Origin of the sequence: Dehalogenimonas alkenigignens (assembly GCF_001466665.1) — a bacterium.
Taxonomy (GTDB): Bacteria; Chloroflexota; Dehalococcoidia; order Dehalococcoidales; family Dehalococcoidaceae; genus Dehalogenimonas; species Dehalogenimonas alkenigignens.
This window is the reverse complement of record NZ_KQ758903.1, coordinates 700,141-725,560: the sequence shown is the minus strand read 5'-3', so window position 1 is coordinate 725,560 and position 25,420 is coordinate 700,141. Positions and strand designations below refer to the sequence as shown.

The following is a 25,420-nucleotide window of genomic DNA, read 5'->3' as shown; positions in this document are numbered from 1 at the left end:
ATCTTCCTTTAGCGGGGGCATATTTCCACAGAGCACGATTGCTGGGTTTCAAGCAGTAGAAAAGCTCATGCGCATCGGCGTAAACCTGATGCCTTTGTCAGTAGCCTCCGGCCCGGCTGCGGTGAATCCCAGTTGTTTGTAAATGCCTACCGCATAAGGGGAAGAGTGAACTTCGATTGTTGACAATCCCGGATTTGCTTCAAGACATTTTTGAATCGCCGTTCTCAGAAGTTTACGGCCAATACCTCGGCGATGGTATTCAGGTTTCACGAAGAACAACGAGATATGCCCCTGCGACCGAATCTCCAGCGTCCCGACTATGTCGTCTCCCGAGGAAGCTATCAGCACCAGATTGCCGCCGGCCAGGCGCTTCTCCAGAGCGGTTGGGCTCATGAAATTAAGGCATTCCCGAACACCCTCTTCAACGTAATCCGGCGCAATGAACCGTTGGAAACAATCGCCGATCATAGTACAGACTGCCGGCAGCTCATCGAGCCGAGCCTCACGTATAGAGATCTGTATACCGTTCATCTGAATAGGAACTTTACCGGTAGTCAGGTTGTCTTTCGATTTTTCATTATCGCCCATGCAATGACGTAGACCGCGCCAAACATCACCAACACGCCAATCCACCCGGCCAGGATGGTTGCTAGCGCCTCGTTTTCGACACCGGGAAAGACGTAGTCGGCGATTATCTGAAACGGGGCGTCGCCAGCCGTTTCAAGAAAGCCTTTATCCTCAGCCACTCGCTCCAAGCCATCTGGGGAACCGGATGCCAACGGCGACAGTGTCGCCAGCAGCAGCGCCGCGCCGAGGCCGATCAGCCACCATTTCTTGAAACTCATCTAAATCCTCTCCAGTTGCAGGATGTCGGCACGGGAGGCCATCACAGCCGAAACAACCAGGATGGTAATCAACCCCTCGCCGATGCCGATGAGGGCATGAATGCCCATCATCGCCGGCAGGACGATGCCCAGCGGCGAGGCTCCGGAAACGGCCAGTTCGATGGCCGCGGCAAGTGACGCCGCCATCACAGAGCTCCATCCGGCGGCCGCGGCGCCGATGAGCTTGCCCTGGCGGCTGTCGCCGAAGATTGAGACCGCCGCACTATTGGCAAAATAGGCGGCGAACACGGCGATAATGCCCATGTTGAGGATGTTGGCGCCCAGGGCGGCTAATCCGCCGTCCTGGAAAATCAGCGCTTGAGCTATAAGCACGGCGGACATAATGATGATCCCTGCCCACGGTCCGATGAGAATGGCGCACAGCGCCGCTCCGATAAGGTGGCCCGATGTGCCGCCGGCAACCGGGAAATTGAGCATCTGGGCGGCGAAAATGAATGCCGCCAGCATACCCATCAGCGGCACCTGCTTCTCGCCGATTTTTTTAGCAGCAATCTTCACTGCTGCGCTGATGCCCCCGGCGGAGATGACGCCAGTAGCGGCCACAGTGGTCATATTCAAAAAACCATCGGGAATGTGCATTTCGATCCCTTCCTTACCGGCAACTGGCGCACAGGCCAGTAATGACGTGATGGTGCAGGTCCGCCTCGAAACCGTGTTTTTTTCGCAGCGCCTCGGCCAAAGGTGCCAGAGATTCCTCGGGCAACTCCATAACCTTGCGGCATTTCCGGCACTTGAGGTGGTGGTGGTGGCCTTCTTCAGCGTGGTGGTAGACGTGACTGCCGCCGATGTCGGCTTTGACGGTGAGACCCAGGCTCTCGAGGAGTTCGAGGGTCCTGTACACCGTGGAGCGATTGACGCCTTCGACTTTGTCCTTAACCTGCTCGTAGATGGCGTCGGCGGTCAGGTGCGTCCCTTCGGCGTGGAGGATGTCCAGGATGATCCGCCTTTGCGGCGTCAGCCGGTAACCCTTAGCCTTGAGTGTAGTATTGCAACTCATAGTTATTGCGACTCTTTGCAATAACTGATTATGACAGGCGCTAATATTTGTGTCAACGGTTTCCTCCCGAAGCGGAATGGCTTAAAATACAACGACTATGGAATGCCTTTCTCCTTTAAGTCACGCCGTTTCTTCGGACGGGCTGAACCACAAGCTGCTTTTTCAATGTGGCGACGGCAAAACCGTCGAAGCCGCCTTAATGCTTTTTCAAAAACCCGGAGGGCGCCCCAGGCGCACCGTTTGTGCCTCCTGCCAGGTCGGCTGCCCTATCGGATGCCCCTTTTGCGCCACCGGGCGCCAGCCTTTGGAACGCAGTCTGACGGCAGAGGAGATAGTCGCCCAGGTTCTGTACTTTGAAAATTCATTCAGGCCACCGGCCGCGGCAGCCATCCCCCGAGATAAGCGATGGCTGACGAACGTCGTATTTATGGGCATGGGGGAACCCCTGTCCAACTTTGAAAATCTCCAGCAAGCAATCGGCTTCCTCGGATCCCCCAAAGGGCTGGGGATGGGGCGTCGTCAACTCATGGTCTCAACCGCCGGCCTGGCGCCTCAAATCGTCCGATTCGGAAAAGAAAACATCCAGGCTGAACTGGCCGTGTCCCTGCACGCCGCGGATGACCATCTCCGGAATGCCCTGGTGCCGGTTAACACCCGCTACCCGCTTCAATCCGTGATAGCAGCCTGCCGGGAGTTCATCCGCTCGACCGGCCGCCATATTTATTTTGAATACGCTCTGTTCGCCGGCATCAATGACTCAATTGCCGATGCGGACAAACTCATCCAGCTAATCGGCGGCATGGATTGCCCGGTGAACCTGATCTTCGGCAACCAGTTGGGCTCGGGAGGGTATCAGCCCTCAACGCGGGCGGTCGCCTTTGACTTCCAGAAACGTCTAATCGCTGGCGGTATACGGACGATGCTGCGCGCCTCCCGCGGAGCTGACATCGAAGCCGGATGCGGCCAGCTGCGGAGCCGCTGGCTGTCCGGGTCGGGCAACCCGGCTCATCACCTATAGAGTCATAACCATGTTTCCCCCGTGCCCGGCACTGCCGCTCCCCAACAACCGCCGGATCAGCATGAAAAATCAGTACAAATACGTATTGACCGGGATTTGTTCTTCCGTAAATAATCAAGTGAACGAATAGTCCCCAACCCTGGGAGTGAATGATGATTGAGCGCAACCAACGGTCCCGAAACAGGCTGGCGATCTGCGCCTCGGGTCTGCTCTACCTCTTGCTTGCCCTTCCGGCGTGCGATTCCACTTCTGGCGTTGTCTCAGGGGAACTCGGCAAATCCTCCCATGTCTCCATCGGGCAGACCCTGTCTTTCGCCGGAGAAGACCTCTCCATCAGGTTCGCCGAGGTCATCTCCGACAGCCGCTGCCCGGCGGGGGTCGAATGTGTCTGGCCTGGCGAGATATCGGTCCAGATCCAGATAACTTATTTTAAGTCGCTGCATCAAAAGACTCTGGTTCAATCAGGCGCGGCTCCGGGCTTGACCACAGCCTTTTTTAACGAATACAAGATCGCGTTTAAAGTAACGCCTTACCCTCAGGCCGGCTCGCCGATAAAGAAGGGTGATTACCGGCTGGAACTGGTTGTAACTAAGGAAGCGGCGTTATCAGGCGGTGTTCTGGTCACTTTCGACGTCGTCGGTGAGAAATACTCCGTCTTCTTCCGGGAGCCTGACGCCATCCGGGATGTGCTGGCGGTTTATAACGGGGCCAGCCAGGCCAGGATTCCCAGCGGCAGGGTGATCCGTGGCGGGGCGTTTTATAATCAGCCGTGGAGCTGGCACATAGATCCCGATGATATCCAGATGGTGGAAGTCACTATTGAATTATGCGACGGCAGGCCTTCGGACCTTGAAGCCGACATTGATTATTGGGTCAATACCGTCGGCCGATACTGTCCCTGGGGAGCGGTGATCGTTGCCGTAGAGGATTTCAGGTAACCCCGGCAGGGCAGATAAGCCCGCTTCAGGAGGGAAAATGGACCATCCAGTTGTTCTAAAGTACAACCGCGCCGTGATCACGGCGGTCGCGCTTCTGCTTTTCATCCCCGGGTGTAACTCCCAGGCTCCGGCTACGACGACGGCGACCAGCACCGCCACCCAGCCGCCGTCCCAGGTGACCTTCGGGCAACTTGCTTCGGCGGGGCAGGCGGTCTACGCCTCCCGCTGCGCCAGCTGCCACGGCAACGCCGGTCAGGGGGCCGGCGCGCCGCCGCTTTGGGGCGCCAACAGCCATCTGAGCGATTTAGGCAACGCCCAGTTGCTGCTCAGTTTCACCTCGGGCTCGATGCCGCCGGGCGCCTCCGGGACCATCTCCCGCCAGAACCATATTGAAATCGCCGCTTATTTGCTGCTCCAGAACGGCTGGGTCACCCAAACAGAAATATTCAACGAATCCCAGTTAAGCTCTATTTTATTGAGGTGAACAGGCGTCTATTTCCGGTGCGTCACCAGCAGCGAAGTCGCCCCTTTGTTGAGCAGCTTCCTGGCCAGGCTGCTTTCCGCCCACTCGGTTAAAGGCGAATTAGTGACCATGGCGATCATGTCGGATTTAGTATTCAGGGCGGCCTCATCTATCGCCACGGCAAAATCCGCCGCCTCGGCTACCGCCACCGATACGTTGATACCTTTAAGCAGCCTGGAGACACTCAAAAGGTACTCCCGGGCGTTCTTTTTATCGGCTTCGACCGCCGTTGGGTGAATGCCTGCGGATTTGACCGCTGAAAAGAGGATTACCTCGGCTCCCAGTCCTTCGGCCACCGGCCTGGCGATATTCAGTATCTGCTGGCTGTATGCAGTGCCGTCAAGGGGGACGAGTATCCTTTGTACCAGATCCCCCGCCCCTTCGGCCTGCTTCGGCCTGACCAGCAATGTAGGGCAGGAAGCCAGCCGGGCGATGTCGTCCACCACGCTGTCGAGGATCGGGCTGGTGAACCCGTGAGCCACCATGATGATCAGGTCAACTTGCTTTTCATCTATGTAGCTGCAAACCGCCGGGACAAACTCGCCCGATACCTGTTCCCCGTTGACTCGTGAATTGCCCGGAGCACTGTCTTTTTCGAGCCGCTGCCTGATGATTTCCGCGGCCTTTTCAATGTAGAGACGGTGCATGTTCCGCGCCGATCGGTGAGCGGCGCCGCAGCTGTGAAACAGCACCAGGCTGGAGCCGAGTTTGCGGAACAATTCCTCGCCGTAAGGGATGACCGCCTCAGCCATTTCTGAGCCGTCTAAGGGGAGCAGGATTTTTTTAAACATCTGGCACCTCTGCGATAATTTCGGTGACACTATAGCCTCCGGCGGCAGCCCCGGTCAATCGCTCTGATCAGTCGCACAGGCCGGAAACCGCCTCCCCGTCGAGCCTTACAATCAATTCGCCGACCAGTCTGAGGGCGTGATCGAAATCGCTCCTCCGGATGATGGAGTTATGGCTGTGGGCGTGGCGGGTGGGTATGGCGATGACGACGGTGGGCACCCCCCGGTCGTGAAGGTGAACGGCGCCGCCGTCGTACCCGCCGAATTCCAGAGTATCGAGCTGAAGGGGGATATTGAGTTCGTCGGCGGTCCTGATAACCAGATCGCGGAGCTTCAGGTTCGGGATCATCCTGGTATCGTAGACCAAAAGCGTCGGTCCGCCGCCGAGTTTCGTTGTCGATTCGTCAGGTTTGATGCCCGGCACATCGCCGATCGGCCCGATGTCCAGGATAATGGCCACATCGGGTTTAACCACTTCGACGCTGGTCGTGGCGCCGCGCAAACCGACTTCTTCCTGCACCGTGCCGACGCCGAAAACCGTATTTTTATGTTCAACCCCCGCCAGCTTTTCCATAACCGCGATCAATAGCGCGCAGCCCACCCGGTCGTCAAAAGCCTTGGCCGCATAGGTCGGCTCTTTCATCGAAAGCACCTTGAAGGAACTGTCAGGCACCACCGGATCGCCGACGCGGACACCCGCTCCGATGGCCTCTTCCCGCGAAGTCGCGCCGATATCGATGAACAGCTCCTTTTTATCGAAGGACTTGCCGCGCTCCGCCTCCGGCAGCAGGTGCGGCGGCGGCCCGCAGATAACGCCCGTGACCGGCCCGGCTGATGTTTCAATGCGCACTCGCTGCGCCGGGAGGTGCTGGTTCGGCCAGCCGCCGAGGGGCACGAATTTGATGAAACCGTCCTTATTGATCAGTTTCACCATGAATCCGATCTCGTCCATATGTGCCGCGAGAAGTATCCTGGGGCCTCCGGCGCTCCCGCGTTTGGCACAAATGACGCTGCCCAGCCGGTCTCTTGACACATCACCGACCGGCTTAAGCCGGCTTTCCATGATCTTTTGTATATCCCCCTCATACCCCGGCACCCCGCTGGCTTCCGTCAGGTCCTTGAGCAGTTGTTCGATGGCATCCATTGATCTTTTACCTCCAACCTCATATCTTAACGGCTCTGCCGCCGCCTGTTAACTGATTTCAGATTCTACGTGTGTTGATTATGTTTATCAATCCGCAACAATTCCATAAAAATACGTAATTATACGTATTGCCTTAACCCGCCTATATTGATACAGTGATAAAGCCTATAATGGTTGGGCGGGGACGCGGTTCTCAACAGAATAAATATGCGGAGGAGACGAGCATGCCAGCACCCAGAAGGCGGATGTCAACCAATATTTTCAGGCGCAAGATGAGGGAGGCTGGCAGCGGCGCTACCCCGACTTCTCTTTCTTCGGTCATTGCTCAGCCTGCCAAACCCCGGGAGGTAACCCGGCGCCAGTACCTGCAGATGGCCGCCGGCACCGCCGGGCTTTTGGGTTATTCCATAGCCGCCCGTAAGGTAGTCCAGGGCGCCGAACAGGTGACCAATCCGGTTTACCGTAACAAGATCACCCATGAAGAGCGCATGGCCGCCGCCGCCCGCGCCAATGAGACGCTGGCCGAAGCCGGTCAGCTCACCCCCAGTAACGGCGGCAGCCTCATCGCCCAGGCCATCCCGCTGGCGGCCAATCCGGGACCCGGCGATGTGCCGGACTATTTCAGCATCACCGTGCCCAACTGGGCCTACAGCCCGCCGATTCGGAAATTCGTTGACGGCTTGCCCGGCCTTGGGCCCGGCGCCGCCAACAACCTCGGGCAATATATCCCCATCGCCAACCCCGATAAACTGACTTATCCCGGTTCCGACTATTATGAGATCTCCCTCCGCGAGTATAACGAGAAACTGCACTCCGACCTGCCCCCCACCCGACTCCGCGGCTATGTCCAGACCAACAACGGCACCAACGCCGGCGGCACCCTCAACAATGTCACGCCGGCGCCGATCCATTACCTTGGCCCGCTGATCATCGCACAGAAGGACCGCGCCGTCCGCATCAGGTTCACCAATGAACTGCCCACCGGCGCCGGCGGCAACCTGTTCATCCCCGTTGACGAAGCCATGATGGGCGCCGGTCTTGGCCCCATGGGCGGCACTGAGATTTACACCCAGAACCGCGCCGTCATCCACCTCCACGGCGCCGACGCCCCCTGGATTTCCGACGGCACGCCTCATCAGTGGATCACCCCGGCCGGCGAGACGACATCTTACCCCGACGGCGCCAGCGTCCTCTACTCCGGCGTGCCGGATATGCCTGATCCCGGACCCGGCCAGTACAATTATTACTACCCCAATCAGATGAGCGCCCGCCTGATGTTCTACCACGATCATGCGCTCGGCATTACCCGCCTCAACGTTTATGTCGGCATGGCCGCCGGATACATCATTCAGGACCCGGTCGAAGCCGAACTGGTAAATAGCGGCATTATCCCCGCCGACCAGATCCCGCTCATCGTCCAGGACAAGACCTTCGTTGACGCCCCGATGATCCCCTCCACCGATCCCACCTGGAACTGGGGCATCACCCCGCCGGTACCCCACACCGGCGACCTGTGGATGGGCCACGTCTACAACCCGGCTCAGAACCCCTGGGCGCCGGACAATTCCGGCATCAACCCCATGGGCCGCTGGCACTATGCCCCGTGGTTCTGGCCGCCGGCCACCAACCTTCTGGTCGGGCCGCAACCCAACCCGTATTATGATTCGGTCAATCCTGCCAATACCCCGTGGGAAGCCCCCTTCATTCCGGGCGCCCCCCACCCTGCCATGCAGATGGAATCATTCCAGGACACCATGCTGGTCAACGGCACCGCCTTCCCATACGTGGAAGTTGATCCCAAATCTTACCGGCTCCGCGTCCTCAACGCCTGCAACGACCGGTTCTTAAACCTTCAAATGTATGAGGCGGATTCTACAGGATTTACTGTCAATGGCTTCGGCACCGAAATCAAGACAGTCGTTGCCGCGCCGTATCCCAACGACCCCACCTGGCCGCAGAACTTCGAGTTGGGCAATGCCACCTGGCCGATAGACGGCCGCGATGGCGGCGTGCCGGACTGGAACACCGCTGGCCCTGACTGGATCGTCATCGGCAACGAGGGCGGCTTCCTGCCCATGCCGGCCGTCGTCCCCCAGCGGCCGATCGACTGGAACGTTGATGTCACCACCTTCAACGCCGGCATCGTCAACTCGTTCTCCCTAGCCCTCGGCCCGGCCGAGCGGGCTGACGTTATCGTTGATTTCTCACAATATGCCGGCAAGACACTCATCGTCTATAACGACGCCCCCGCCCCCTTCCCGGCCCCCGACCCGCGCCTGGACTACTACACCGGCTCACCGGATATGGCAGATGCCGGCGGCTATACCTATCCCGCTAACGGCAACACCACTCTACCCGGCCACGGGCCCAACACCCGCACTGTCATGCAGATCCGGGTCAGGAATGTTGCGCCGGCAGCCCAGTATAATGTCTCCGCGCTGAATGAAGCCTGGGCTTCCAATGCCGCCCACCCTGGCGTCTTCGAGCGGACGCAGCCCAAGTTGATCGTGCCCAACGCCGTTCACAACGACGCCTACAGGGTGGATAACGGCAACGGCACCTTCTCGCCCAGGGGTGGCGCTACTTCCTTCCCGGCTGATACTTATGTCCGCATCTTCCAGAACTCCCATACCTTTAAGACCATTAGCGGACAGCAGATGACGCTGCCGCTGCAGCCCAAAGCCATCCAGGACGAAATGGGTGAAGCCTATGACCCGGTTTACGGCCGCATGAGCGGCATGCTCGGGCTGGAACTGCCCAATACCGTTGCCGGCGCCGCCAACTTCATGCTTTACCCCTATGCCTCGCCGCCGGTCGAGGTCCTCAAAGACTCCATGGTTCCGCTGTCGGAGCCTATGCCGGGTGACGGCACCCAGCTCTGGAAAATCACCCATAACGGCGTTGACACCCACCCGATCCACTTCCACCTGTTTAACGTTCAGGTGATCAACCGCGTCGCCTGGGACGGCTTCCTGTCGCTTCCCCACCCGACCGAACGCGGCTGGAAGGAAACCCTCCGCGTCAGCCCGCTGGAGGATACCATCGTCGCCCTCAGGCCGGTAGCGCCGCAACTGCCGTTCAAGGTGCCCAACTCGATCCGTCCGATCGATGCCACCATGCCTTTAGGTGAGACCCTCATCGGCCCGCCCGGCGGTTTCTTCGATCCGACCGGCAATCCGATCACCATCACCAACCAGATGGTCAACTTCGGCTGGGAGTATGTCATCCACTGCCATATCCTCGGCCACGAGGAAATGGATATGATGCACGGCGTCTGCTTCGCCGTCGCTCCTGACGCGCCGACCAACGTAACCGCCACCGTCCTGGACAACCCCAAGAGGGTCAGCCTGTCATGGACCAACCCGGCGGTGAATGCCACCGGATTCAAGATCGAACGCGCCACCAATGCCGGCTTCACCGCTAACCTGGTAACCCGCACCGTAGGCATGGTCACCACGTTCGATGATACTGAGATTGAAAACGCCATCACCTACTTCTACAGGGTTGCCGCTTTGAACACAGTCGGCAGCACCATACCCGGCTTCCCGACGGCAACCGCCGAATCCGCTCCGACGGTCGCCGGTGCCCAGAGCACTGGTGTGGCCCAGACCAGGATGGTAACCATCTCCCCGACCTCGGTCAGCCCGGCCAAGACGATCACAGTCACGGCTTCATTGAAGCAATTGCCTGGTCTGACTGATGTTGTCCGGGCAGGGATGCCGGTTCTCTTTAACTACGTCTTCCACAAGATTGAATCCAGCACTACCGAATCCGGCACGGCGACGGTAAACACCGACGCCGCCGGCAAAGCCGTCCTGGCCATCGTCGCTCCCAATGAAAAGGCTACCGTCGTGGTTGACGCCATCTTCAACGGCGACGCCAACCTGCAGCCTTCATCCAATATGAGCACCATCGCCGTGGTGCCTTTCATCCAGACGGTGCTGACGGCCTCCAATGCGGCGGGTGTCGTGACCTTCCACCTGGCTGACTCCTATGGCAATGCCATCGCCGGGCAGGACCTGTCCTTCCTGACCACCGCCGGCACCCTGTCGGTCGGTTCTGCCACCACCGATATCAGCGGCAATGCCCAGGTCGTCCTCAGCGGCGTCAACTCCGCGGTCATCTCCGCCAGCTTCGGCGGTTTCGTGAACGCCAGCGGCTGGTCGTATCAGCCTTCCCAGGCGCGCATCACCGCCGAAATCGCGGCTTCAGGTCCGGCGATTACACGGGTCGTTACCGCCTCGGCGGATTCGGTCAGCCCGGGGCAGAACATCAATATGACCGCCCAGCTTCAAACGCTGCCCGCCCAGGCTCCGGTCAACATCGCCGGTTTGTCCATCACCTTCAATTACGTGTTCTATAAGCTGGAATCCAGCACTACCCAGAATGGCTCTGTCGTAGCCACCACAAACGCCTCCGGAGTCGCTACACTCAGCGTCCCGGCGCCGAATGAAAAATCGACAGTGGTTATCGACGCCGTTTTCTTCGGTGACGCCAATCGCCTGGCTTCGTCCCACATGGGCATCATCGCCGTGGTACCCTTCATCCAGACGGTGATTACCGGCTCAACTTCAGCGGGCGTAATCACTTTCCACCTGGCTGATCAGTATGGCAACCCGCTGGTTGGGCGCACTTTGTCCTTCCTAACCACTGCTGGCACTTTGTCTTCGGCCACCGGACTGACCTCCGCCGGCGGCGATGTCGCCGTGGCGCTGAGCGGTGCCCCAGGGGTAGTTTCGGCCAGCTTCGGCGGATACCAGAGTCCGGCCGGCTGGTCCTATCAGCCCACCCAGTGCCGCATCACCGTCACTCCGTAACAAAATGAACACCGGCGGGTTCCGCAAAACGCGGAACCCGCCGGAGAAACTAGGTTCGTATGATTCAGACATATCCCGTTGACTCTGCGGGAGGACATTCATTCGAGCGTTGGCATCTGGATGTTTTCGGGTGCCCTGGCTGTAAATCCAACCTGGTTCCTATGGACAGTGTTCTGAAATGCGAGTCCTGCGGTACCGTCTACTCCGTACTCAACGGCATCCCGTCGCTCATCAGCCCGGACACCGCCCTCGAAATGACGGCCGGGCATCTCCCGGTCAAAGAGTTTTACCTTTTTGAACGTTACGATTGGACCAAAGACTCCAAGGGGCTCGAATATATCTATCACCACACCAGGAGAGCCGAAACCTGGCACTACATCGAAAAACTGCTGCCCCGTGACGGGATTGTCCTCGATATCGGCTGCGGTACCGGCCTGATCACTCACCGACTGGCCACCATCAGGCAGAAAGCCGTAGCTCTGGACATGAACCTTTGGGCTTTAAACCAGATGAACGGCAAGCCATACATTGTCAAAGCCCAGGCGGATGCTGAAATGCTGCCCGTTCAAGACTCGTCGGTGGATATGGTCATCGCCACTGAGGTGGTGGAACACCTGGAGAATCCTGAAACCACCCTCCAGGAAATGCTCCGGGTCTGCCGTCCCGGCGGTTGGCTTGTCGGGTCTGTCCCCAGCACCAACAGCATCTGGAAGATGCGCCAGCACCTGAGCATGACCTGTGCTGGCAATGAACCGTTTCACCGCAACTTCACCCGCAATGAAATCACTGACTTGTGGCATCGCGTCGGCTATGACGGCCAGATCCATGGTATTTGCTTCGGTCTCAACTGGCTGTGGACGGTACAGAAGTGATATTCTCATTTGTAAAGGCAGCAAAAGGAGTCGCTCAAGATGTTTAAAGTCCTCGGCGTTGTCCTGGTGGTGCTGGCGATATTCGCCGCCGTTTTCCCGATGTTCACCGATTGCCAGTCCCAGGGAAAAGCCATTACCCTGGCCAACGGCAAGACCGTTCCCATGAAATGTCACTGGAGCGGTATTGCCGAGATCGCCGCCGCCGCCCCGCTGGCTGTCGTCGGCGTCATGATGACTTTCAACCGGCGCAAGACCACCCTTATGCAGTTGGGCGGACTCGGCGTAGTGCTGGGAGCGGTGATTATCGCCCTGCCTACCTTTCTGATCGGCGTCTGCCAGACCCCGACTATGACCTGTGTCACCCTGGAAAGGCCCGGACTCATCACCGCCGGGGCGCTGGTGATTGCTTCCGGCCTGGTTGGCATGGTTATGGCGGCCAGGTCCAACCGGTTGGAATAGTTTAATATTTTGTTTGTTCAAATTGCGGCAAAGCGTCATGCAAAATAGCAATGGGCATGAAACAGAGTATTTTAGAGAAATTTCGGCCAACGGCGTGGTTGTTATTAGCCGCGGCGCTGGTTCTCCCGTTGGGTTGCTCGCCGGATCTGGGCGCTTCAACCTCACCGGATACCGTTCAGGCTGAACAACTGCGGAAGACCACCAGCATCTCGGTCCGGCTTTACGGCTTGATGGACTTCGAGACGTTCGGCATTATCTTTAAACACCCGACGTCACTGGAAGCCTCCGGAGTGCCGATCGGCTGGATGGCCAACACCTTCAGGGGATTCAACGAGGCAGCAACGCCAACCCAGAAAATAACCGATCAGGTTCACGGCACCATTACCCCAGACGGCAAATGGCTGTCATCGCTGGTACTAGCCCGAAGCATCACCCGGACATCAGCCGAGGACGGCGTTTTTTACCAGGTCACCTTTAAAAACGTCCCCATTTCCGTACTGGAATCCGGATTGATTACCTCCCAAGCCCAGGGCTCGGACCTTCGCAAGCACGTTGAATCGGTAGAATATGTTGAACGTTCTTACAGCAACGGCCAACTCGTAACCAACACCACTTACAAGACCACGGATTGGTCTAAGGATATCGCCGGGCAGGCGCCGTATATTCTGGTCTTATTCGAGGAAGGCGCCGGCGGCGGGTTGCCGCCCTGTTGAAGCTTAACTCTCCGTCAGAATTTTCTGGTGTTTATGGGCACGATTAAACTTGCTCTGAAAAACATCCGCTGGAACGGCTTCCGGAGCCTGAGTATTTTTCTCGGGGTTGCCGGGGTAGCGGCATTCCTGCTCTCGACGACCCTGATCATCCGAGGCGCTGAAACCAGCCTTGATTCAGGTTTGCAGCGCATGGGCGCTGATATCCTGGTGGTTCCGGTCGGCGCCGAAACAAAGCTGGAAACCGCCCTCTTGATGGGTAAACCGACTGAAATCTGGATGCCCAGAAGCAACTTGGAATCAGTCGCTTCTGTCCCCGGCGTTGAGGCTGTTTCTCCCCAGGTATACCTGGCTTCCTTATACGGCGCCGCCTGCTGCGCTGTTTGGGAGATGTTCATTGTGGTATACGACCCGGCGACCGATTTCACGGTGACACCCTGGCTGAGAGACAATCTCGGACGGGACCTTGCCAGAGGTGAGGTTGTCGGCGGCCACTATATTTTTGTCCCGCCTGAATTCGATCAGATAATCCTCTACGGCTACGGCATGGACCTGGTCGGCAACCTGTCAGCCACCGGGACCGGGCTGGATCAAACGCTGTTCATGACCATGGAAACGGCTATCGCCATGGCCGAATCATCCGTTACCACCGCGGTTCAACCGCTGGTGGTCGACCCCGAATTGATCTCCACCATCATGGTCCGGGTAGAACCGTCCGCCGATATCCACAGAGTTGCCCTGGACATTCTGTCCAATACCAGGGGGATGGTGCCAATCGAAAGCCCGAACCTCTTCGGCGCTTTCCGGAACCAGATGAACGGCTTGTTGTGGGGTTTTTTCATCATCTCGCTCATCATCTGGATTCTGTCGATGCTGCTGATCGGATTAATATTTTCCATGGCGGCCAATGAACGCAGGCGGGAAATGGCTGTCCTCAGAGCCATTGGCGCCACCCGGGGGTTCATATTTAAAACCCTCCTTTCGGAAGCGGCTTTACTGGCCGCCGCCGGCTCCCTGGTCGGCATTATCGTGGCGGCCGGAGGTTTGTTTGTCCTTAAGGACCTCATCGCCGGTTCGCTGCGCATGCCCTTTCTCTTCCCTCCGCTTGGCGTGTTTCTGGGGCTTGTGGGTGCCGGTGTCGGATTGGCGCTGGTGACCGTGACGCTGGCCGCCTCCATTCCCGCCTTCCGCCTGAGCCGCCAGGAACTCGCCATAGCCATGAGACAATAAGATGCTGAAACTTGAGAACGTCACCAAAACCTTTGCCCTGGATGCGTCTACATCCATCAGTCCCGTCCGCGATGTCACCCTCGATATCAAAGCCGGGGAATTGATCATGATCATCGGCCGCTCCGGGACCGGGAAGTCCACCCTTCTAAATTTGGCCGCCGGATTGATCAAACCAACATCCGGCCGGGTGACAATGAACGGCGGCGATCTTGCCGGCCTGGATGATCAAGGGCTTTCAACCATGCGCCGTGAAACCATGGGCTTTATTTTTCAATTTCCCAGCCTGATTCCCTCCATAACGGTATTGGATAACGTTTATCTTCCCTCGGGCTTCACCTCCAGGAAATCCCCAAACCATTTTCTGGAACGTTCTAAAGCACTGCTGGAAACAGTCGGCTTAAGCGCAAAATCCCAGGTACATCCCCAACAGCTTTCGGCCGGTGAACAAAAAAGGGTAGCCATCGCCAGGGCTTTGGTGAACGAGCCCAAATTGATACTGGCCGATGAACCGACCAGCGACCTTGACCAACACACTGAAAACCAGATAATGGAGTTAATCTGCAGCATCAATAAACAGGGGGTAACTTTTCTGGTGGTTACCCACAGTCTGGAATTGCTGCCTTTCGCCAGCCGGGCTTTCGAAATGGAAGACGGCAGGCTGAAACCCATACCATGCCGAAATACGCCGGTTGCTTCCATCGGGGTAGCGAGGGAATTGCCATGATGAAATACCGGCAAGCAGTATCAACGGCCGTAATGTTCTTACTGCTCCTGGTACTGCCGGCTTGCGGTCCGGACAACGGAACGCCGAGCGCCACTTCGCCTTCAACGACTTCTTTACCGTCCACAACGCCGCCGACAACCACCCCTCCTCCCGTAATCTCGGGCACCTTCATTTTCAATTTCGACGCCGGCAGCCCCGTGTTGAATGTTGGCCAGAGCACGCCATTCAGCAGCACCGTCAACGGCATCACCGCTGAATTCAGTTCGTCATCCGGAGCGGCCTATTCAATCCAGAACCAGGCGGCGACCAATTTTATCCTGTCCCAGTTTTCAGGCAAATATATCTATGACAACGATGTCTCCAGGAGTTCGCTCCAGATTAAGTTCAGCCAGCCAATGAACTCGGTTTCTATTGTGTTTGCTACCACTGATTCACACGGCCCGGGCAATGTCGAGACCCCGACGGAACTCAGGGTAGTCGCCTATTCAGGTTCGATATCAAGCCCGCCGATTGGCAATGCGGCCGCCCGCGGCGTTTTCGCCAGCGATACCTTTCCGCAAGGCACTGTCACCTTCACTTCCGCCGTCGCTTTCAATATCATCGTCCTGGAAACCGTGCCGGTGCTGAACGGTGCTTCGGCTTTCCTTATTGACCAGGTTACCGCCACCGCCAATTGACATTACCCGCCGCAGGGTTTATCTTTCCAGCCGATGCCGAAAATAGCCGGGCAACTTAAACCTCAAGACACCACCTGCGCTGCTCAGGCAGGTGAACATCTTAGCAATAAAAACCTTTTCAAAGGTCTTGTCCTCCTCGTCGCTCTGTTTTACGGCGGCAGCTATTTTCTCACAGGTGATCTCCTGCTGGAGCTGCCCGCGAACTGGTTTACCGACTGGTTAAGCGGCGTCTTTAAACTGATGGACCAACATGGATTCCTTAATGTCTGGTCCGGCCAAAGCCCCGGTACTCATTATCTTTACTACCTGCTCTGGAAACCAGCTCAAGCGCTCGGCTCCGGCTCTTCGGTGGAGATTATCTTCTCCGTCCTCTGGTATTTTCTGAGCATGGGCGCGGTTTTCCTGGGCATATTCTATTTTTATAAAATCGTTGAGCGCATGATAGGCCCTAATCAGGCGCTCATCCTCGGGCTGGTCTACACCATACTGGTCATTACCTTCAAATGGTACACCGTGGTCGATTCCATACCGCTGACGGCCTTTCTCGGGGCGGTGTATTACGTTTTGAAAGGCTCCCCAACAGCCGGCGGCCTCATATTGGGAATAGGCTCAGTCATCAAACCCTTCGGCATGCTTCTGATACCCGTCGTTTTGAAAAGCGAATTTCTGTCTAAAAAGGCTAAAATACTCTTCACCGGATTATCGACTGCCACGTTCTCTCTATTATTTCTACCTTTCATAATTGGAAATTTCCGGGTATTTTTAAGTTCGTTCAATTGGCAGGCCGGCCGGCCGCCCTGGGAAACCGTTTATGCCCTTATTCAAAAACTCCTGGATAAGCCGGTGCCTCAGGATGTGTTTTTCCAGGATTATTCTGGCGTGGCTCAAAGAGACTGGGGGTGGACCGGCATAACCCCAGACCATTCCGTCATGACCATGATCGTCCCGGATTACTCCCATTGGTACAGCCTCGTTTTCATCGTCCTGATGGCGATTGTTATCGGCGGTTTCATCTATTTTAAAAATATCAGGACGGAAAACCAGTTCATCTGGGGTCTGTTATTTGCACTTGGCGGTTACTTCACCGTTTTTTACGGCTGGTCAGCCAATTTTTTCTACTGGCTGATACCCTTCCTGCTGATCCTGTTGCCGGTTTGGTTTTCAGTTTCATTTAAATTGTTGGTGCTTCTGGAATATCCATTTCTCTACGGTCTCTACCTGGTTCATATCGCCCCGGATCTGGTGTCGTCAGTATCCGGGCTGCCATCTTCGGTAACCATGGCGCTGGCGCCTCTCGGGGTTGGTTTCTGGATCATCATTGTCATCAGAACCGCGATTCTTGCCTGGTTGTCGATTCTAGCCTGGAAAACACTCCCTACTAAGCCACTGACCGCCTCGGATCTCAAATCAGCCCTGCGCCGCAACGCTTGACGGTCAATGCCAGTTGGGCAAAAAACCGGCCTAAAATGGTATGATTCGGCTGTTATGGAACGCTTCGAGACCGCTGTCATCGGCGGCGGCGCCGCCGGCCTGCTGGCTGCCATTAGCGCCGGCCGCCGCGGCGTCCCGGTGGTAATTTGTGAAAAAACGTCGCAGCTCGGCAAAAAACTGCTGGCCACCGGCAACGGCCGGTGCAATCTTCTCAATACCAATCTGGATGAATTCCACTTCAACGCCGCCGCCCGCGGCCTGGTTAGCTCCATTTTTGCAATCTTTGACCGTGACCGCATGCTCGGCTTGTTCCAAGAACTTGGCCTTGAGGTTTATTCTGACGAAGGCCGCGTTTTCCCCCGCACCAACCAGGCCTCTTCGGTGCTCAAGGTTATCGAACTTGAGTTAAAAAGGCTGCCGGTGGCGGTTAAATACAATTTCGACTGCGCCTCGATAAATCATGCCAAAAGCGGGTTCATTGTCGCCGCCCGTTCCGGTGAAAAAGTGGACTGCCGCCGCGTTGTCCTCGCCGCTGGCGGCCGGACATATCCCGCCTTCGGCGCCGATGGCGGCGCATATGAAATCGCCCGAAAACTGGGCCATACCATCGTGGAGCCGGTTCCTGTCGCCGTGCCGCTGGTGGTGAAAGACAATTTGTGCCACCTGCTGCAGGGCCAGAAGATTTTGGCTGTCGCCCGCAGTATGATCAACGGTCAACCGGGCGTTGAATACTCCGGGGAGGTCCTTTTCACCAAGTACGGCTTGTCGGGCACCTGCATTCTGGATGCTTCAGAGGAAGTGTCCATCGCCCTGACCCGAAAACACCGGACGCAGGTCTTCATCGCGGTTGACCTGGTACCCTTCATCAGCCGCGAGAAACTGGCAGGCGAACTCCAGCGGCGGCGCGACAAAGGTCTGCCTCCGGCCGACCTGCTGACCGGTATATTGCCGAACAAGTTCGGGCCGGCGCTTCAGGGTATTCTGGAAAACAGCGATGTCGCCGTAATCGTCGAATCACTGAAAAATCACTTATTCCGGGTGGCCGATACCCGCGGCTGGAACGAAGCCGAGTTCACCGCCGGCGGTGTCGCGGTCGACGAAGTCGCGCCAGGCACCCTGGAATCGAAACTGAAAAAAGGCATCTATTTTGCCGGCGAGATGCTGGATGTCAATGGAGAGCGCGGCGGCTACAATCTGGCCTGGGCCTGGGCTTCAGGCTGGGTGGCCGGAGCGGCGGATTGATTCGCTGTTTCACATTTTACATACATTTTACATCCGGCTAACACCGGGATAACATTGAGGGGGTAACATGGTCTCAAAAGGAGGACGGAGAGATGAACAAGATCGTTTTGAGACTAATATCAGGAACCATTATCTTAGCGGTGCTGGCCGGGGGTTCGGTGGCGCTTGCCGCCGCCGATAAGACCGACCGGCCGCAGCCAAAGACCGAACAGGCTGCTGGAGAAAAGTCCCAGGGCGCTGCCGGCGACAGGCTCCAGAACACAGCCGACCTGGCCGCCCGCGTCATGCAGATGCAAAACCGCAATCTGGTAGCGGCCCTCCTCGACCGCCTGGTGGCGGCGGGCAAGATCACTCAGGGCGATGCCAACAAGATTCTGAAAGACTGGGACGATCAACACCCCAACTGGCAGCCGCCTATCGACCAGCTTAAAGCCCGTATCATGGACATGGGCAACCGGAACAATGTCGTGGCCTTGCTTGACCGGCTGTTGGCCGGCGCCAAGATAACCCAGGGGGAATACCACCAGATTCTAAACGGATGGGACAATGCCCACCCCAACTGGCAGCCTCCGGTAGACCCCCTTACCCGCATCATGGAGATGCAAAGCCGGGACAATGTCGTCATATTGCTCGACAGGCTGGTGGCCGCCGGCAAGATCGATCGAGCTGAGGCCGATCGCATCCTCGCCGCCTGGGACGACGCCCACCCCAACTGGCAGCCAATAGACCCCATCCAGCGAATCATGGAGATGAAAAACCGCAATCTGGTGACAGCCCTGCTGGACCGGATGGTGACGGCTGGCAAAATCACCCAGGGGGACGCCAATAAGATACTGAAAGATTGGGATGACGCTCATCCTGGGTGGGTGCTGGATTCGGCCGTGCTCCACGATAGAGTGATGAAGATGCAGAACCGCGATAACGTGGTAGCCCTCCTCGACCGGCTGGTCGAAGGCGGCCGTCTCAACCAGGGCGACGCCAATAAAATCCTGAAGGACTGGGAAGGCCTCCACGCCGCCGCGCCCGCCAGGACACCCAAAACTTAACGCCGACTCAACTAAAAAAGACAGGCCGGAGGGGTTTCTTCCGGCCTGTTTCATCAGTGATTTCGATTGGCTATAATGTCGGACAACGTTATGGAAACCATCGTCATCATCGACGACGAAACAAATATCGTCGAACTGGCCCGCCTCTACCTGGAACGCGAGGGCTTCAAGGTCGCGGCTTGCGGCAAAGGCCGCGAAGGCATCAGCCTCGTCTCGGCCAGCAATCCGAACCTTGTCATTCTCGACATCATGCTCCCGGACATCGACGGCTTCGAGGTGCTGAAACGGCTGCGATCATCAAGTAAAGTCCCGGTGCTGATGCTGTCCGCCCGCCGCGAGGACGTGGACAAGATCGTCGGCCTGGAGATGGGTGCCGACGACTACCTGACCAAGCCCTTCAACCCGCATGAGCTGCTGGCTCGGGTCAAAGCCGTGCTCCGCCGCAGCCAGCCTCCGGCTTCCGCCGGGGAGGTCATCGAACTGGGCAAGCTACGCATCGATTCGGAACGCCACGAGGCGGCGGTCAACGGTTCGCCGATCGAGCTGCGGGCCAGGGAACTGTCCCTGTTAATCGCCCTTGCCCGGCAGCCAGGCATAGTCTTCTCCCGGGAAAGACTCCTGAACCAGGTCTGGGGTTATGACTACTACGGCGATACCAGGACAGTCGACGTCCACATCAACCACCTGCGCGATAAACTCGAAGGTTCCGGCGTTGATATCGAGACACTGCGGGGCACCGGTTACCGGCTGGTGGCGAGCGGGGCCGCATGAGCCTGCGTCTGAAACTGTTTCTTACTTACTCTCTGGTGGTCATCGTCACCCTGTTCATCGCCGCGCTCGGCAGCGCTGTACTGGTGCGCCAGTATGCCGACCGCCTGGCGATGGAACGGCTGGATGACGCCGCCCGCCCCATTTCGGTGCAGGTGGCCGCCCTCATCCGGGGCAACGTCACCCTGGCCGAACTCGTCGAGAACATGCAGGCCCAGGCCGACGCCTCCGGAATGCACATCCTGTGGTCGGACGCCGACGGCAACCTGCTCCGTCAGTTGGTGCCGCAGGGCGAACCGGCCTTGCAGTTCCCTGAAGGGTCGCTGCCTCACGGTGTGCCGCAGGGTACCACCGGCGCGATTGTTGACGACGCCGGCGCTGATTATTTTTATTCCGCCTACCCGCTGGCGCGGGCGCCCGCCGGTATCGCCCGCGCCCAGACTCTCATCCTGGCGGTGCCCCGGCCTGAGGCTGCCGCTGCTTTGGCCGGGGTTTTCCGGCCCTTCGCCTGGGCCGGCGTCATCGCCCTGGCAGCCTCGATCGTCCTGGCTTACTGGCTGTCCCGTTCGGTCTACAAGCCTCTGGGCGAGGTATCGGCGGCCGCCGATAAGATTGCCCGCGGAGAGTACAGCTACCGGATAAACTCCAAAGATACCGGCGATGTCGGCAAACTTGCGCAAAGCTTCGACCGCATGGCTGCCGAGGTCGAGGCATCACAGCTCAAACTGCGGCATTTCGTTGCCGACGTTTCTCACGAACTCAAGAGCCCGCTGACCGCCGTCCAGGGTTTCTCCCAAGCTCTCCTTGACGGCACTGCCGCCGACCGGGAGACTCGCGATAAAGCCGCCCGCATCATCAACGACGAGGCTAAAAGACTGCGGCGCCAGGTGGATGAACTGCTTGACCTCTCTCGTCTCCAGTCAGGGCAGTTCAAAATGGAATTGATCCGGCTCGACCTTTATGATGTCATGAGGCACTCGACCGACCTTTTCGGCCCGCCGGCCGCTGATAAATCGGTCAGGATCGAACTGGACGCTGAACCGGGCCTTTGGGTCAAAGGCGACGCCGATCGTCTGGAGCAGGTGTTCAACAACCTGCTGGACAATGCCGTGAAGAACAGCCCGCCTTTCACCGGGATAAAGATCGCCGCGCGTGCTGAAGGCAGGAATGTCATCGCCAGTGTCCTAGACCAGGGCCCCGGCATCCACCCTGATGCCCTGCCCCGTGTCTTCGACCGGTTCTACCAGGTATCGGGGGTGAGGACGGGCGTAGGCCTCGGCCTGGCCATCACCCGCGAGATCGTTCTGACCCACGGCGGCGGCATCGAGGCCAGAAGCGCCCCGGGGTCCGGCGCGGAGTTTGTGGTAAGTTTACCTTCGATGTAAGGGCGGTCGCCGGGCTCTTTGAACGTAATAAATAACAGGGAGGGGCTTTCGCCCCTCCCTCTTTAACTTGTTTCGATCCCTGATTAGACTTCGCGGAATTCACCCTCAACGGTGCCCTCGTCGGGTTTCTTGCCGCCCTCTTCGCCCTGAGGCGGCGGCTGGGCGCCCGGCGGAGGCTGCTGGGCCTTATAGACCGCCTCGCCCAGTTTCTGCATCGCTTCTGACAGGGTCTGCGTCGCTGACTTGATCGCCGCGGCATCGGAACCCCCAAGCGCCTGCTTCACCGCTTCAACCTTGGCGGTTATATCGGTATTCAGATCGGCCGGAACTTTGTCTTTGTTATCCCGCAGCATCTTTTCCGCCTGGTAAGCCAGGGTGTCACCCTGGTTCTTAGCCTCGGCCAGTTCCTTGCGGGCGGTGTCCTCGGCGGCATGGGCGGCGGCCTCTTTCTGCATCTTTTCGACCTCTTCCTTGGACAGGCCCGAGGAAGCGGTGATGGTGATCTTCTGTTCCTTGCCGGTCCCCTTGTCCTGAGCTTTAACCGACAGGATGCCGTTGGCGTCGATATCGAAGGTGACCTCAATCTGAGGCAGACCGCGCGGCGCCGGCAGGATGCCGTCCAGCATGAACCGGCCCAGCGTCCGGTTGTCGCCCGCCATCGGGCGCTCGCCCTGGAGCACGTGGATTTCCACGCTCGGCTGGTTGTCGGCGGCGGTGGAGAAGACCTGGCTCTTGCTGGTCGGGATGGTGGTGTTGCGGGTTATGAGCGGCGTCGCCACGCCGCCCAGCGTCTCGATGCCGAGAGTCAGCGGGGTGACATCGAGCAGCAGCACGTCGGAGACTTCGCCTTTAATGACGCCGGCCTGAATGGCGGCGCCGATGGCCACCACCTCGTCCGGGTTGACGCTCATGTTGGGTTCCCGGCCGAAAAACTCTTTGACCTTGGCCCGGACCAGAGGCATGCGCGTCTGGCCGCCAACCAGGATGACCTCGTCGATCTGGGCAGTGGTCTTGCCGGCGTCGGTCAGCGCCTGGCGGCAGGGGGCGATGGTCTTCTCGACCAGGTCCATCACCAGCTGCTCAAGCTTGGAGCGGGTCAGTGTTATGTTAAGATGTTTCGGACCGGAGGCGTCGGCGGTGATGAATGGCAGGTTGACCTCCGTCTGAGCCACGGTGGACAATTCGATCTTGGCCTTCTCCGCCGCCTCCTTGAGGCGCTGCATGGCGGTCTTATCCTTGGACAGGTCGATGCCCTGATCCTTCTTATACTCGGCCACCAGCCAGTCAATGATCTTCTGGTCAAAGTCGTCGCCGCCCAGGTGAGTGTCGCCATTGGTGGACTTCACCTGGAAGGTGCCCTCGCCGAGTTCCAGAATGGAAACATCAAACGTGCCGCCGCCCAGGTCATAGACCGCCACCGTTTCCTCATGCTTTTTATCCAGGCCGTAAGCCAGCGCCGCGGCCGTCGGCTCATTGACAATGCGCAGCACCTTGAGCCCGGCGATCTGGCCGGCGTCTTTGGTCGCCTGGCGCTGGGCGTCATTGAAATAGGCCGGGACGGTGATGACCGCCTCGGTCACCGGTTCGCCCAGGAAGGCCTCGGCGTCGGTCTTGAGTTTCTGGAGGATCATCGCCGAAACTTCCGGCGGTGAGTACTCTTTGCCCCCAAGGAGCACTTTGACCTCGTTGTTGGCGCCCTTGACGACCTTATAAGGCTTGCGGCGGGCGTCTTCTTCCACCGGGAGTTCGCGGCCGGCGGGTTCGCCCCATTTGCGGCCCATGAAGCGCTTGATGGAATAGATGGTGTTCTCGGGGTTGAGTACTGACTGGTTCTTGGCCTGCCGCCCGACCAGCCGTTCGCCGTTTTTATTGACGGCGACTACCGAAGGCACCAGCGTGCCGCCCTCGGCTGAGGGAATGACCACCGGTTCGCCGCCCTGAATGACGGCGACCTCGGAATTGGTGGTGCCCAGATCGATGCCGACTACTTTACCCATGTTTTGCAGTTTCCTCCTTAATTTACAATTAGATTATATTTTGCTTTTTCGCCAGTTCAAAGTGACTATTCTCCGATATCCTCGCAGGACACTTTCACCTGCGCCGGCCGCAACACCCTGTCCTTATAGGTGTAACCCGCCTGCAATTCCTCGACAATGATGCCTTCCTCTCCGGCGCACCTGAGGACGGCCTCGTGCAGGCCGGGATCGAATCGCTCGCCGACCGTTTTCATCGCCTCCACGCCCTCGCGGGACAGTATCTGGCGGAATTTGCGTTCGATCTGCACCATCCCTTGCAGCCAGGGTTCTCCTGCGGCGTGTTCCGGCACGGCACCCAGCGCCCGGGAGAAATCATCCAGCACCGGCAGCACGGAGAGGAAGGCCAGGCTCTTGCCCAGGCCCACCGCCTCGGCTTTCTCAGTTTCAGCCCGGCGCTTGTAGTTGATGAAGTCGGCCTGGGCGCGCTTCAGGTTGTTCAAATTATCCTCGGCGCGGGATTTTTCCTGTTCCAACGCGCCGCGCAGGGCGTCAAAATCACCCTCCAGGATTTCTTCATTGTTGTTCTCAGGCGTCATCTCAAACCTCTAGAAAATCTTATCTTGGGTTGCCGGGCGGCTGATGCTCAAAGCGGATTAACCGCCGCTGCCCATCTCCGGCTCTCGCCCGTAAAGCTCGGCCACCAGGGCGCTCATCACCAGCGACAGATACCGCACCGCCGCGATGGTTTTTTCATAATTCATCCGGGTTGGGCCGATAACACCCAGCGTGCCCCGGGCTTCGTTGGGCAATCCGTAGCTGCCCAACACCACCGAAAAGTCCCGGATACTCTGCTCCCGGTTTTCCTGGCCGATGTATACCTTGATCTCATGGGCCTCGAATTCCTCTTCGCCCAGCATCCGTCCGAGCTGGCGTTTCTCCACCAGTTCCATCAGGGAGTGGGCGCGCTGGCTCCGGGCAAACTCCGGCTGCTCCAGCAGGTAGTTCAAACCCTCCAGGTACGGTTCTTCGTTGCGCTGCTCGTCCTCGGCCTGCATCATCTTCAGCACCGCCGCATGGACTTTCTTCTCCGTATCCGAAAGCAATACGTTGGCTTTTTCAACCTGCGTCCGCGTCAGGCCGTCGAAAGCCTGGTTAAGCCGCTGGGAGATGGCGGTCAGTTCAAATTGTCCCACCGCGTCGTCGAAACTCACCAGTTGCTGCCGCACCCTCGCCCCTCGCAGGATTAAAACCGCCAGCGCCAGGTTTTCCTGCAGCGTCACCAGTTCCAAGTGATGGTATTTACTGGCGGTCTGCTTGGGCTGGGTCACCACCGCCACATTGTGCACCCGCTGGGAGACCAGGCCCGCCGCCAGCGACAACCAGTTCTCCATCTCTTTTTCCACCTGGTGGAAAAGGTGGTTTATCAGCAGTTGGTCGGTCAGCGACATCTGGGCGTGCTTGATGCTCTCGACGTAATAGCGGTAGCCCTTGTCGGATGGAACACTGCCCGCTGAATGGTGGGGTTTCAGGATGTAGCCTTCCTCCTCCAGCCGCACCATCTCGTTGCGCACCGTTGCCGAGCAAACGTCCAGACCGCACTCGGAGATGACCGCCGCCGAAGAAACCGGCATAGCTCTTTCGATGTACTGTCGGATGATGCTCGAAAGTATGGTTTCAGATCTTGGGTTCAGCATTGTTCCGTACCTGTTAGCAGTCTAATGCCTTGATTGCTAACAAACGTAATTTAGCACTTTTAAGATGTTTTTGTCA

24 protein-coding genes are annotated in these 25,420 nt (G+C 58.2%); 15 read left to right on the top strand and 9 right to left on the bottom strand.

Annotation, left to right across the window (positions count from 1 at the left end; all coding sequences use genetic code 11):
• Positions 1–48: 48 nt before the first annotated feature.
• From DEALK_RS03870 to DEALK_RS03855, 4 genes are read right to left on the bottom strand one after another with little or no spacing between them, the layout of a single operon-like run.
• Entirely contained in the window at positions 49–531 is a 483-nt protein-coding gene (locus tag DEALK_RS03870; protein ID WP_065128814.1) for a GNAT family N-acetyltransferase, read from the bottom strand.
• Positions 532–554: 23 nt separating this feature from the next.
• Positions 555–845: a PDGLE domain-containing protein gene (locus tag DEALK_RS03865; RefSeq protein ID WP_058438885.1), complete on the bottom strand. Its 291-nt coding sequence runs from the start codon at positions 843–845 to the stop codon at positions 555–557.
• Entirely contained in the window at positions 846–1,484 is a 639-nt protein-coding gene (locus DEALK_RS03860) for an energy-coupling factor ABC transporter permease (protein WP_058438882.1), read from the bottom strand.
• 13 nt (positions 1,485–1,497) lie between these two features.
• Entirely contained in the window at positions 1,498–1,902 is a 405-nt protein-coding gene (locus DEALK_RS03855) for a Fur family transcriptional regulator (RefSeq protein ID WP_058438880.1), read from the bottom strand.
• 97 nt (positions 1,903–1,999) lie between these two features.
• On the opposite strand from DEALK_RS03855, the gene rlmN reads away from it, so the two are divergent.
• The 3 genes from rlmN (at position 2,000) to DEALK_RS03840 (ending at position 4,342) form a co-directional block, all read left to right on the top strand.
• Positions 2,000–2,920 carry a 23S rRNA (adenine(2503)-C(2))-methyltransferase RlmN gene (rlmN, locus tag DEALK_RS03850; RefSeq protein WP_058438878.1) on the top strand — a complete coding sequence of 307 codons (921 nt, stop codon included), beginning with the start codon at positions 2,000–2,002 and terminating at the stop codon, positions 2,918–2,920.
• A gap of 152 nt (positions 2,921–3,072) precedes the next feature.
• On the top strand, positions 3,073–3,858 hold the full coding sequence (locus DEALK_RS03845) for a BP74-related protein (protein WP_058438876.1): 786 nt from the start codon (positions 3,073–3,075) through the stop codon (positions 3,856–3,858).
• A gap of 37 nt (positions 3,859–3,895) precedes the next feature.
• The gene (locus DEALK_RS03840; RefSeq protein WP_058438874.1) at positions 3,896–4,342 is read left to right on the top strand and encodes a c-type cytochrome; all 447 of its coding nucleotides are present in this window, start codon (positions 3,896–3,898) and stop codon (positions 4,340–4,342) included.
• 8 nt (positions 4,343–4,350) lie between these two features.
• On the opposite strand, the gene DEALK_RS03835 is transcribed toward DEALK_RS03840, so the two are convergent.
• Together DEALK_RS03835 and DEALK_RS03830 are read right to left on the bottom strand one after the other, a co-directional pair.
• Entirely contained in the window at positions 4,351–5,172 is an 822-nt protein-coding gene (locus DEALK_RS03835; protein ID WP_058438872.1) for a universal stress protein, read from the bottom strand.
• A gap of 67 nt (positions 5,173–5,239) precedes the next feature.
• Positions 5,240–6,313, bottom strand: a complete 1,074-nt coding sequence (locus DEALK_RS03830) for a M42 family metallopeptidase (RefSeq protein WP_058438870.1) — start codon at positions 6,311–6,313, stop codon at positions 5,240–5,242.
• A gap of 224 nt (positions 6,314–6,537) precedes the next feature.
• Here DEALK_RS03830 and DEALK_RS03825 point away from each other — a divergent pair, with 224 nt between their 5' ends.
• From DEALK_RS03825 to DEALK_RS03770, 12 genes are all read left to right on the top strand, one after another.
• Positions 6,538–11,130 (top strand): laccase, encoded by a 4,593-nt coding sequence (locus DEALK_RS03825; protein ID WP_144437073.1) that lies wholly within the window; start codon positions 6,538–6,540, stop codon positions 11,128–11,130.
• A 59-nt stretch (positions 11,131–11,189) separates the two neighbouring features.
• Complete coding sequence (locus DEALK_RS03820) at positions 11,190–12,002, top strand: class I SAM-dependent methyltransferase (RefSeq protein ID WP_058438866.1); 813 nt, start codon at positions 11,190–11,192, stop codon at positions 12,000–12,002.
• A 39-nt stretch (positions 12,003–12,041) separates the two neighbouring features.
• Entirely contained in the window at positions 12,042–12,461 is a 420-nt protein-coding gene (locus DEALK_RS03815; RefSeq protein ID WP_058438864.1) for a DUF4418 family protein, read from the top strand.
• Between the two features lie 56 nt (positions 12,462–12,517).
• On the top strand, positions 12,518–13,174 hold the full coding sequence (locus DEALK_RS03810) for a hypothetical protein (protein WP_133240248.1): 657 nt from the start codon (positions 12,518–12,520) through the stop codon (positions 13,172–13,174).
• Positions 13,175–13,207: 33 nt separating this feature from the next.
• The gene (locus tag DEALK_RS03805; protein ID WP_058438860.1) at positions 13,208–14,401 is read left to right on the top strand and encodes an ABC transporter permease; all 1,194 of its coding nucleotides are present in this window, start codon (positions 13,208–13,210) and stop codon (positions 14,399–14,401) included.
• Position 14,402: 1 nt separating this feature from the next.
• Positions 14,403–15,125 carry an ABC transporter ATP-binding protein gene (locus DEALK_RS03800; RefSeq protein ID WP_058438858.1) on the top strand — a complete coding sequence of 241 codons (723 nt, stop codon included), beginning with the start codon at positions 14,403–14,405 and terminating at the stop codon, positions 15,123–15,125.
• Between the two features lie 32 nt (positions 15,126–15,157).
• A complete protein-coding gene (locus tag DEALK_RS03795; RefSeq protein WP_133240249.1) occupies positions 15,158–15,802 on the top strand; it encodes a hypothetical protein in 645 nt (214 codons plus the stop codon).
• Between the two features lie 33 nt (positions 15,803–15,835).
• Positions 15,836–17,233: a hypothetical protein gene (locus DEALK_RS03790; protein WP_058438854.1), complete on the top strand. Its 1,398-nt coding sequence runs from the start codon at positions 15,836–15,838 to the stop codon at positions 17,231–17,233.
• 54 nt (positions 17,234–17,287) lie between these two features.
• On the top strand, positions 17,288–18,475 hold the full coding sequence (locus DEALK_RS03785; protein ID WP_058440030.1) for an aminoacetone oxidase family FAD-binding enzyme: 1,188 nt from the start codon (positions 17,288–17,290) through the stop codon (positions 18,473–18,475).
• Positions 18,476–18,567: 92 nt separating this feature from the next.
• Entirely contained in the window at positions 18,568–19,521 is a 954-nt protein-coding gene (locus DEALK_RS03780) for a hypothetical protein (protein ID WP_058438852.1), read from the top strand.
• Positions 19,522–19,596: 75 nt separating this feature from the next.
• Complete coding sequence (locus DEALK_RS03775) at positions 19,597–20,292, top strand: response regulator transcription factor (protein WP_240608371.1); 696 nt, start codon at positions 19,597–19,599, stop codon at positions 20,290–20,292.
• Complete coding sequence (locus DEALK_RS03770; RefSeq protein WP_058438848.1) at positions 20,289–21,674, top strand: sensor histidine kinase; 1,386 nt, start codon at positions 20,289–20,291, stop codon at positions 21,672–21,674. The genes DEALK_RS03775 and DEALK_RS03770 overlap by 4 nt, the downstream gene beginning before the upstream one ends.
• Before the next feature lie 83 nt (positions 21,675–21,757).
• Here the strand turns inward: DEALK_RS03770 and dnaK are convergent, their stop codons facing one another.
• The 3 genes from dnaK to hrcA all read right to left on the bottom strand — a co-directional run bounded on the left by dnaK (position 21,758) and on the right by hrcA (position 25,344).
• Positions 21,758–23,671, bottom strand: a complete 1,914-nt coding sequence (dnaK, locus tag DEALK_RS03765; protein WP_058438846.1) for a molecular chaperone DnaK — start codon at positions 23,669–23,671, stop codon at positions 21,758–21,760.
• Positions 23,672–23,736: 65 nt separating this feature from the next.
• On the bottom strand, positions 23,737–24,246 hold the full coding sequence (locus tag DEALK_RS03760) for a nucleotide exchange factor GrpE (RefSeq protein ID WP_058438844.1): 510 nt from the start codon (positions 24,244–24,246) through the stop codon (positions 23,737–23,739).
• A gap of 57 nt (positions 24,247–24,303) precedes the next feature.
• On the bottom strand, positions 24,304–25,344 hold the full coding sequence (gene hrcA, locus DEALK_RS03755; protein ID WP_058438843.1) for a heat-inducible transcriptional repressor HrcA: 1,041 nt from the start codon (positions 25,342–25,344) through the stop codon (positions 24,304–24,306).
• Positions 25,345–25,420 lie beyond the last annotated feature (76 nt).

Coding starts and splice junctions, on each gene's coding strand:
- DEALK_RS03870 (WP_065128814.1), bottom strand. CDS start 531: ATGAACGGTATACAGATCTCTATACGTGAGGCTCGGCTCGATGAGCTG.
- DEALK_RS03865 (WP_058438885.1), bottom strand. CDS start 845: ATGAGTTTCAAGAAATGGTGGCTGATCGGCCTCGGCGCGGCGCTGCTG.
- DEALK_RS03860 (WP_058438882.1), bottom strand. CDS start 1,484: ATGCACATTCCCGATGGTTTTTTGAATATGACCACTGTGGCCGCTACT.
- DEALK_RS03855 (WP_058438880.1), bottom strand. CDS start 1,902: ATGAGTTGCAATACTACACTCAAGGCTAAGGGTTACCGGCTGACGCCG.
- rlmN (WP_058438878.1), top strand. CDS start 2,000: ATGGAATGCCTTTCTCCTTTAAGTCACGCCGTTTCTTCGGACGGGCTG.
- DEALK_RS03845 (WP_058438876.1), top strand. CDS start 3,073: ATGATTGAGCGCAACCAACGGTCCCGAAACAGGCTGGCGATCTGCGCC.
- DEALK_RS03840 (WP_058438874.1), top strand. CDS start 3,896: ATGGACCATCCAGTTGTTCTAAAGTACAACCGCGCCGTGATCACGGCG.
- DEALK_RS03835 (WP_058438872.1), bottom strand. CDS start 5,172: ATGTTTAAAAAAATCCTGCTCCCCTTAGACGGCTCAGAAATGGCTGAG.
- DEALK_RS03830 (WP_058438870.1), bottom strand. CDS start 6,313: ATGGATGCCATCGAACAACTGCTCAAGGACCTGACGGAAGCCAGCGGG.
- DEALK_RS03825 (WP_144437073.1), top strand. CDS start 6,538: ATGCCAGCACCCAGAAGGCGGATGTCAACCAATATTTTCAGGCGCAAG.
- DEALK_RS03820 (WP_058438866.1), top strand. CDS start 11,190: ATGATTCAGACATATCCCGTTGACTCTGCGGGAGGACATTCATTCGAG.
- DEALK_RS03815 (WP_058438864.1), top strand. CDS start 12,042: ATGTTTAAAGTCCTCGGCGTTGTCCTGGTGGTGCTGGCGATATTCGCC.
- DEALK_RS03810 (WP_133240248.1), top strand. CDS start 12,518: ATGAAACAGAGTATTTTAGAGAAATTTCGGCCAACGGCGTGGTTGTTA.
- DEALK_RS03805 (WP_058438860.1), top strand. CDS start 13,208: ATGGGCACGATTAAACTTGCTCTGAAAAACATCCGCTGGAACGGCTTC.
- DEALK_RS03800 (WP_058438858.1), top strand. CDS start 14,403: ATGCTGAAACTTGAGAACGTCACCAAAACCTTTGCCCTGGATGCGTCT.
- DEALK_RS03795 (WP_133240249.1), top strand. CDS start 15,158: ATGTTCTTACTGCTCCTGGTACTGCCGGCTTGCGGTCCGGACAACGGA.
- DEALK_RS03790 (WP_058438854.1), top strand. CDS start 15,836: ATGCCGAAAATAGCCGGGCAACTTAAACCTCAAGACACCACCTGCGCT.
- DEALK_RS03785 (WP_058440030.1), top strand. CDS start 17,288: ATGGAACGCTTCGAGACCGCTGTCATCGGCGGCGGCGCCGCCGGCCTG.
- DEALK_RS03780 (WP_058438852.1), top strand. CDS start 18,568: ATGAACAAGATCGTTTTGAGACTAATATCAGGAACCATTATCTTAGCG.
- DEALK_RS03775 (WP_240608371.1), top strand. CDS start 19,597: ATGTCGGACAACGTTATGGAAACCATCGTCATCATCGACGACGAAACA.
- DEALK_RS03770 (WP_058438848.1), top strand. CDS start 20,289: ATGAGCCTGCGTCTGAAACTGTTTCTTACTTACTCTCTGGTGGTCATC.
- dnaK (WP_058438846.1), bottom strand. CDS start 23,671: ATGGGTAAAGTAGTCGGCATCGATCTGGGCACCACCAATTCCGAGGTC.
- DEALK_RS03760 (WP_058438844.1), bottom strand. CDS start 24,246: ATGACGCCTGAGAACAACAATGAAGAAATCCTGGAGGGTGATTTTGAC.
- hrcA (WP_058438843.1), bottom strand. CDS start 25,344: ATGCTGAACCCAAGATCTGAAACCATACTTTCGAGCATCATCCGACAG.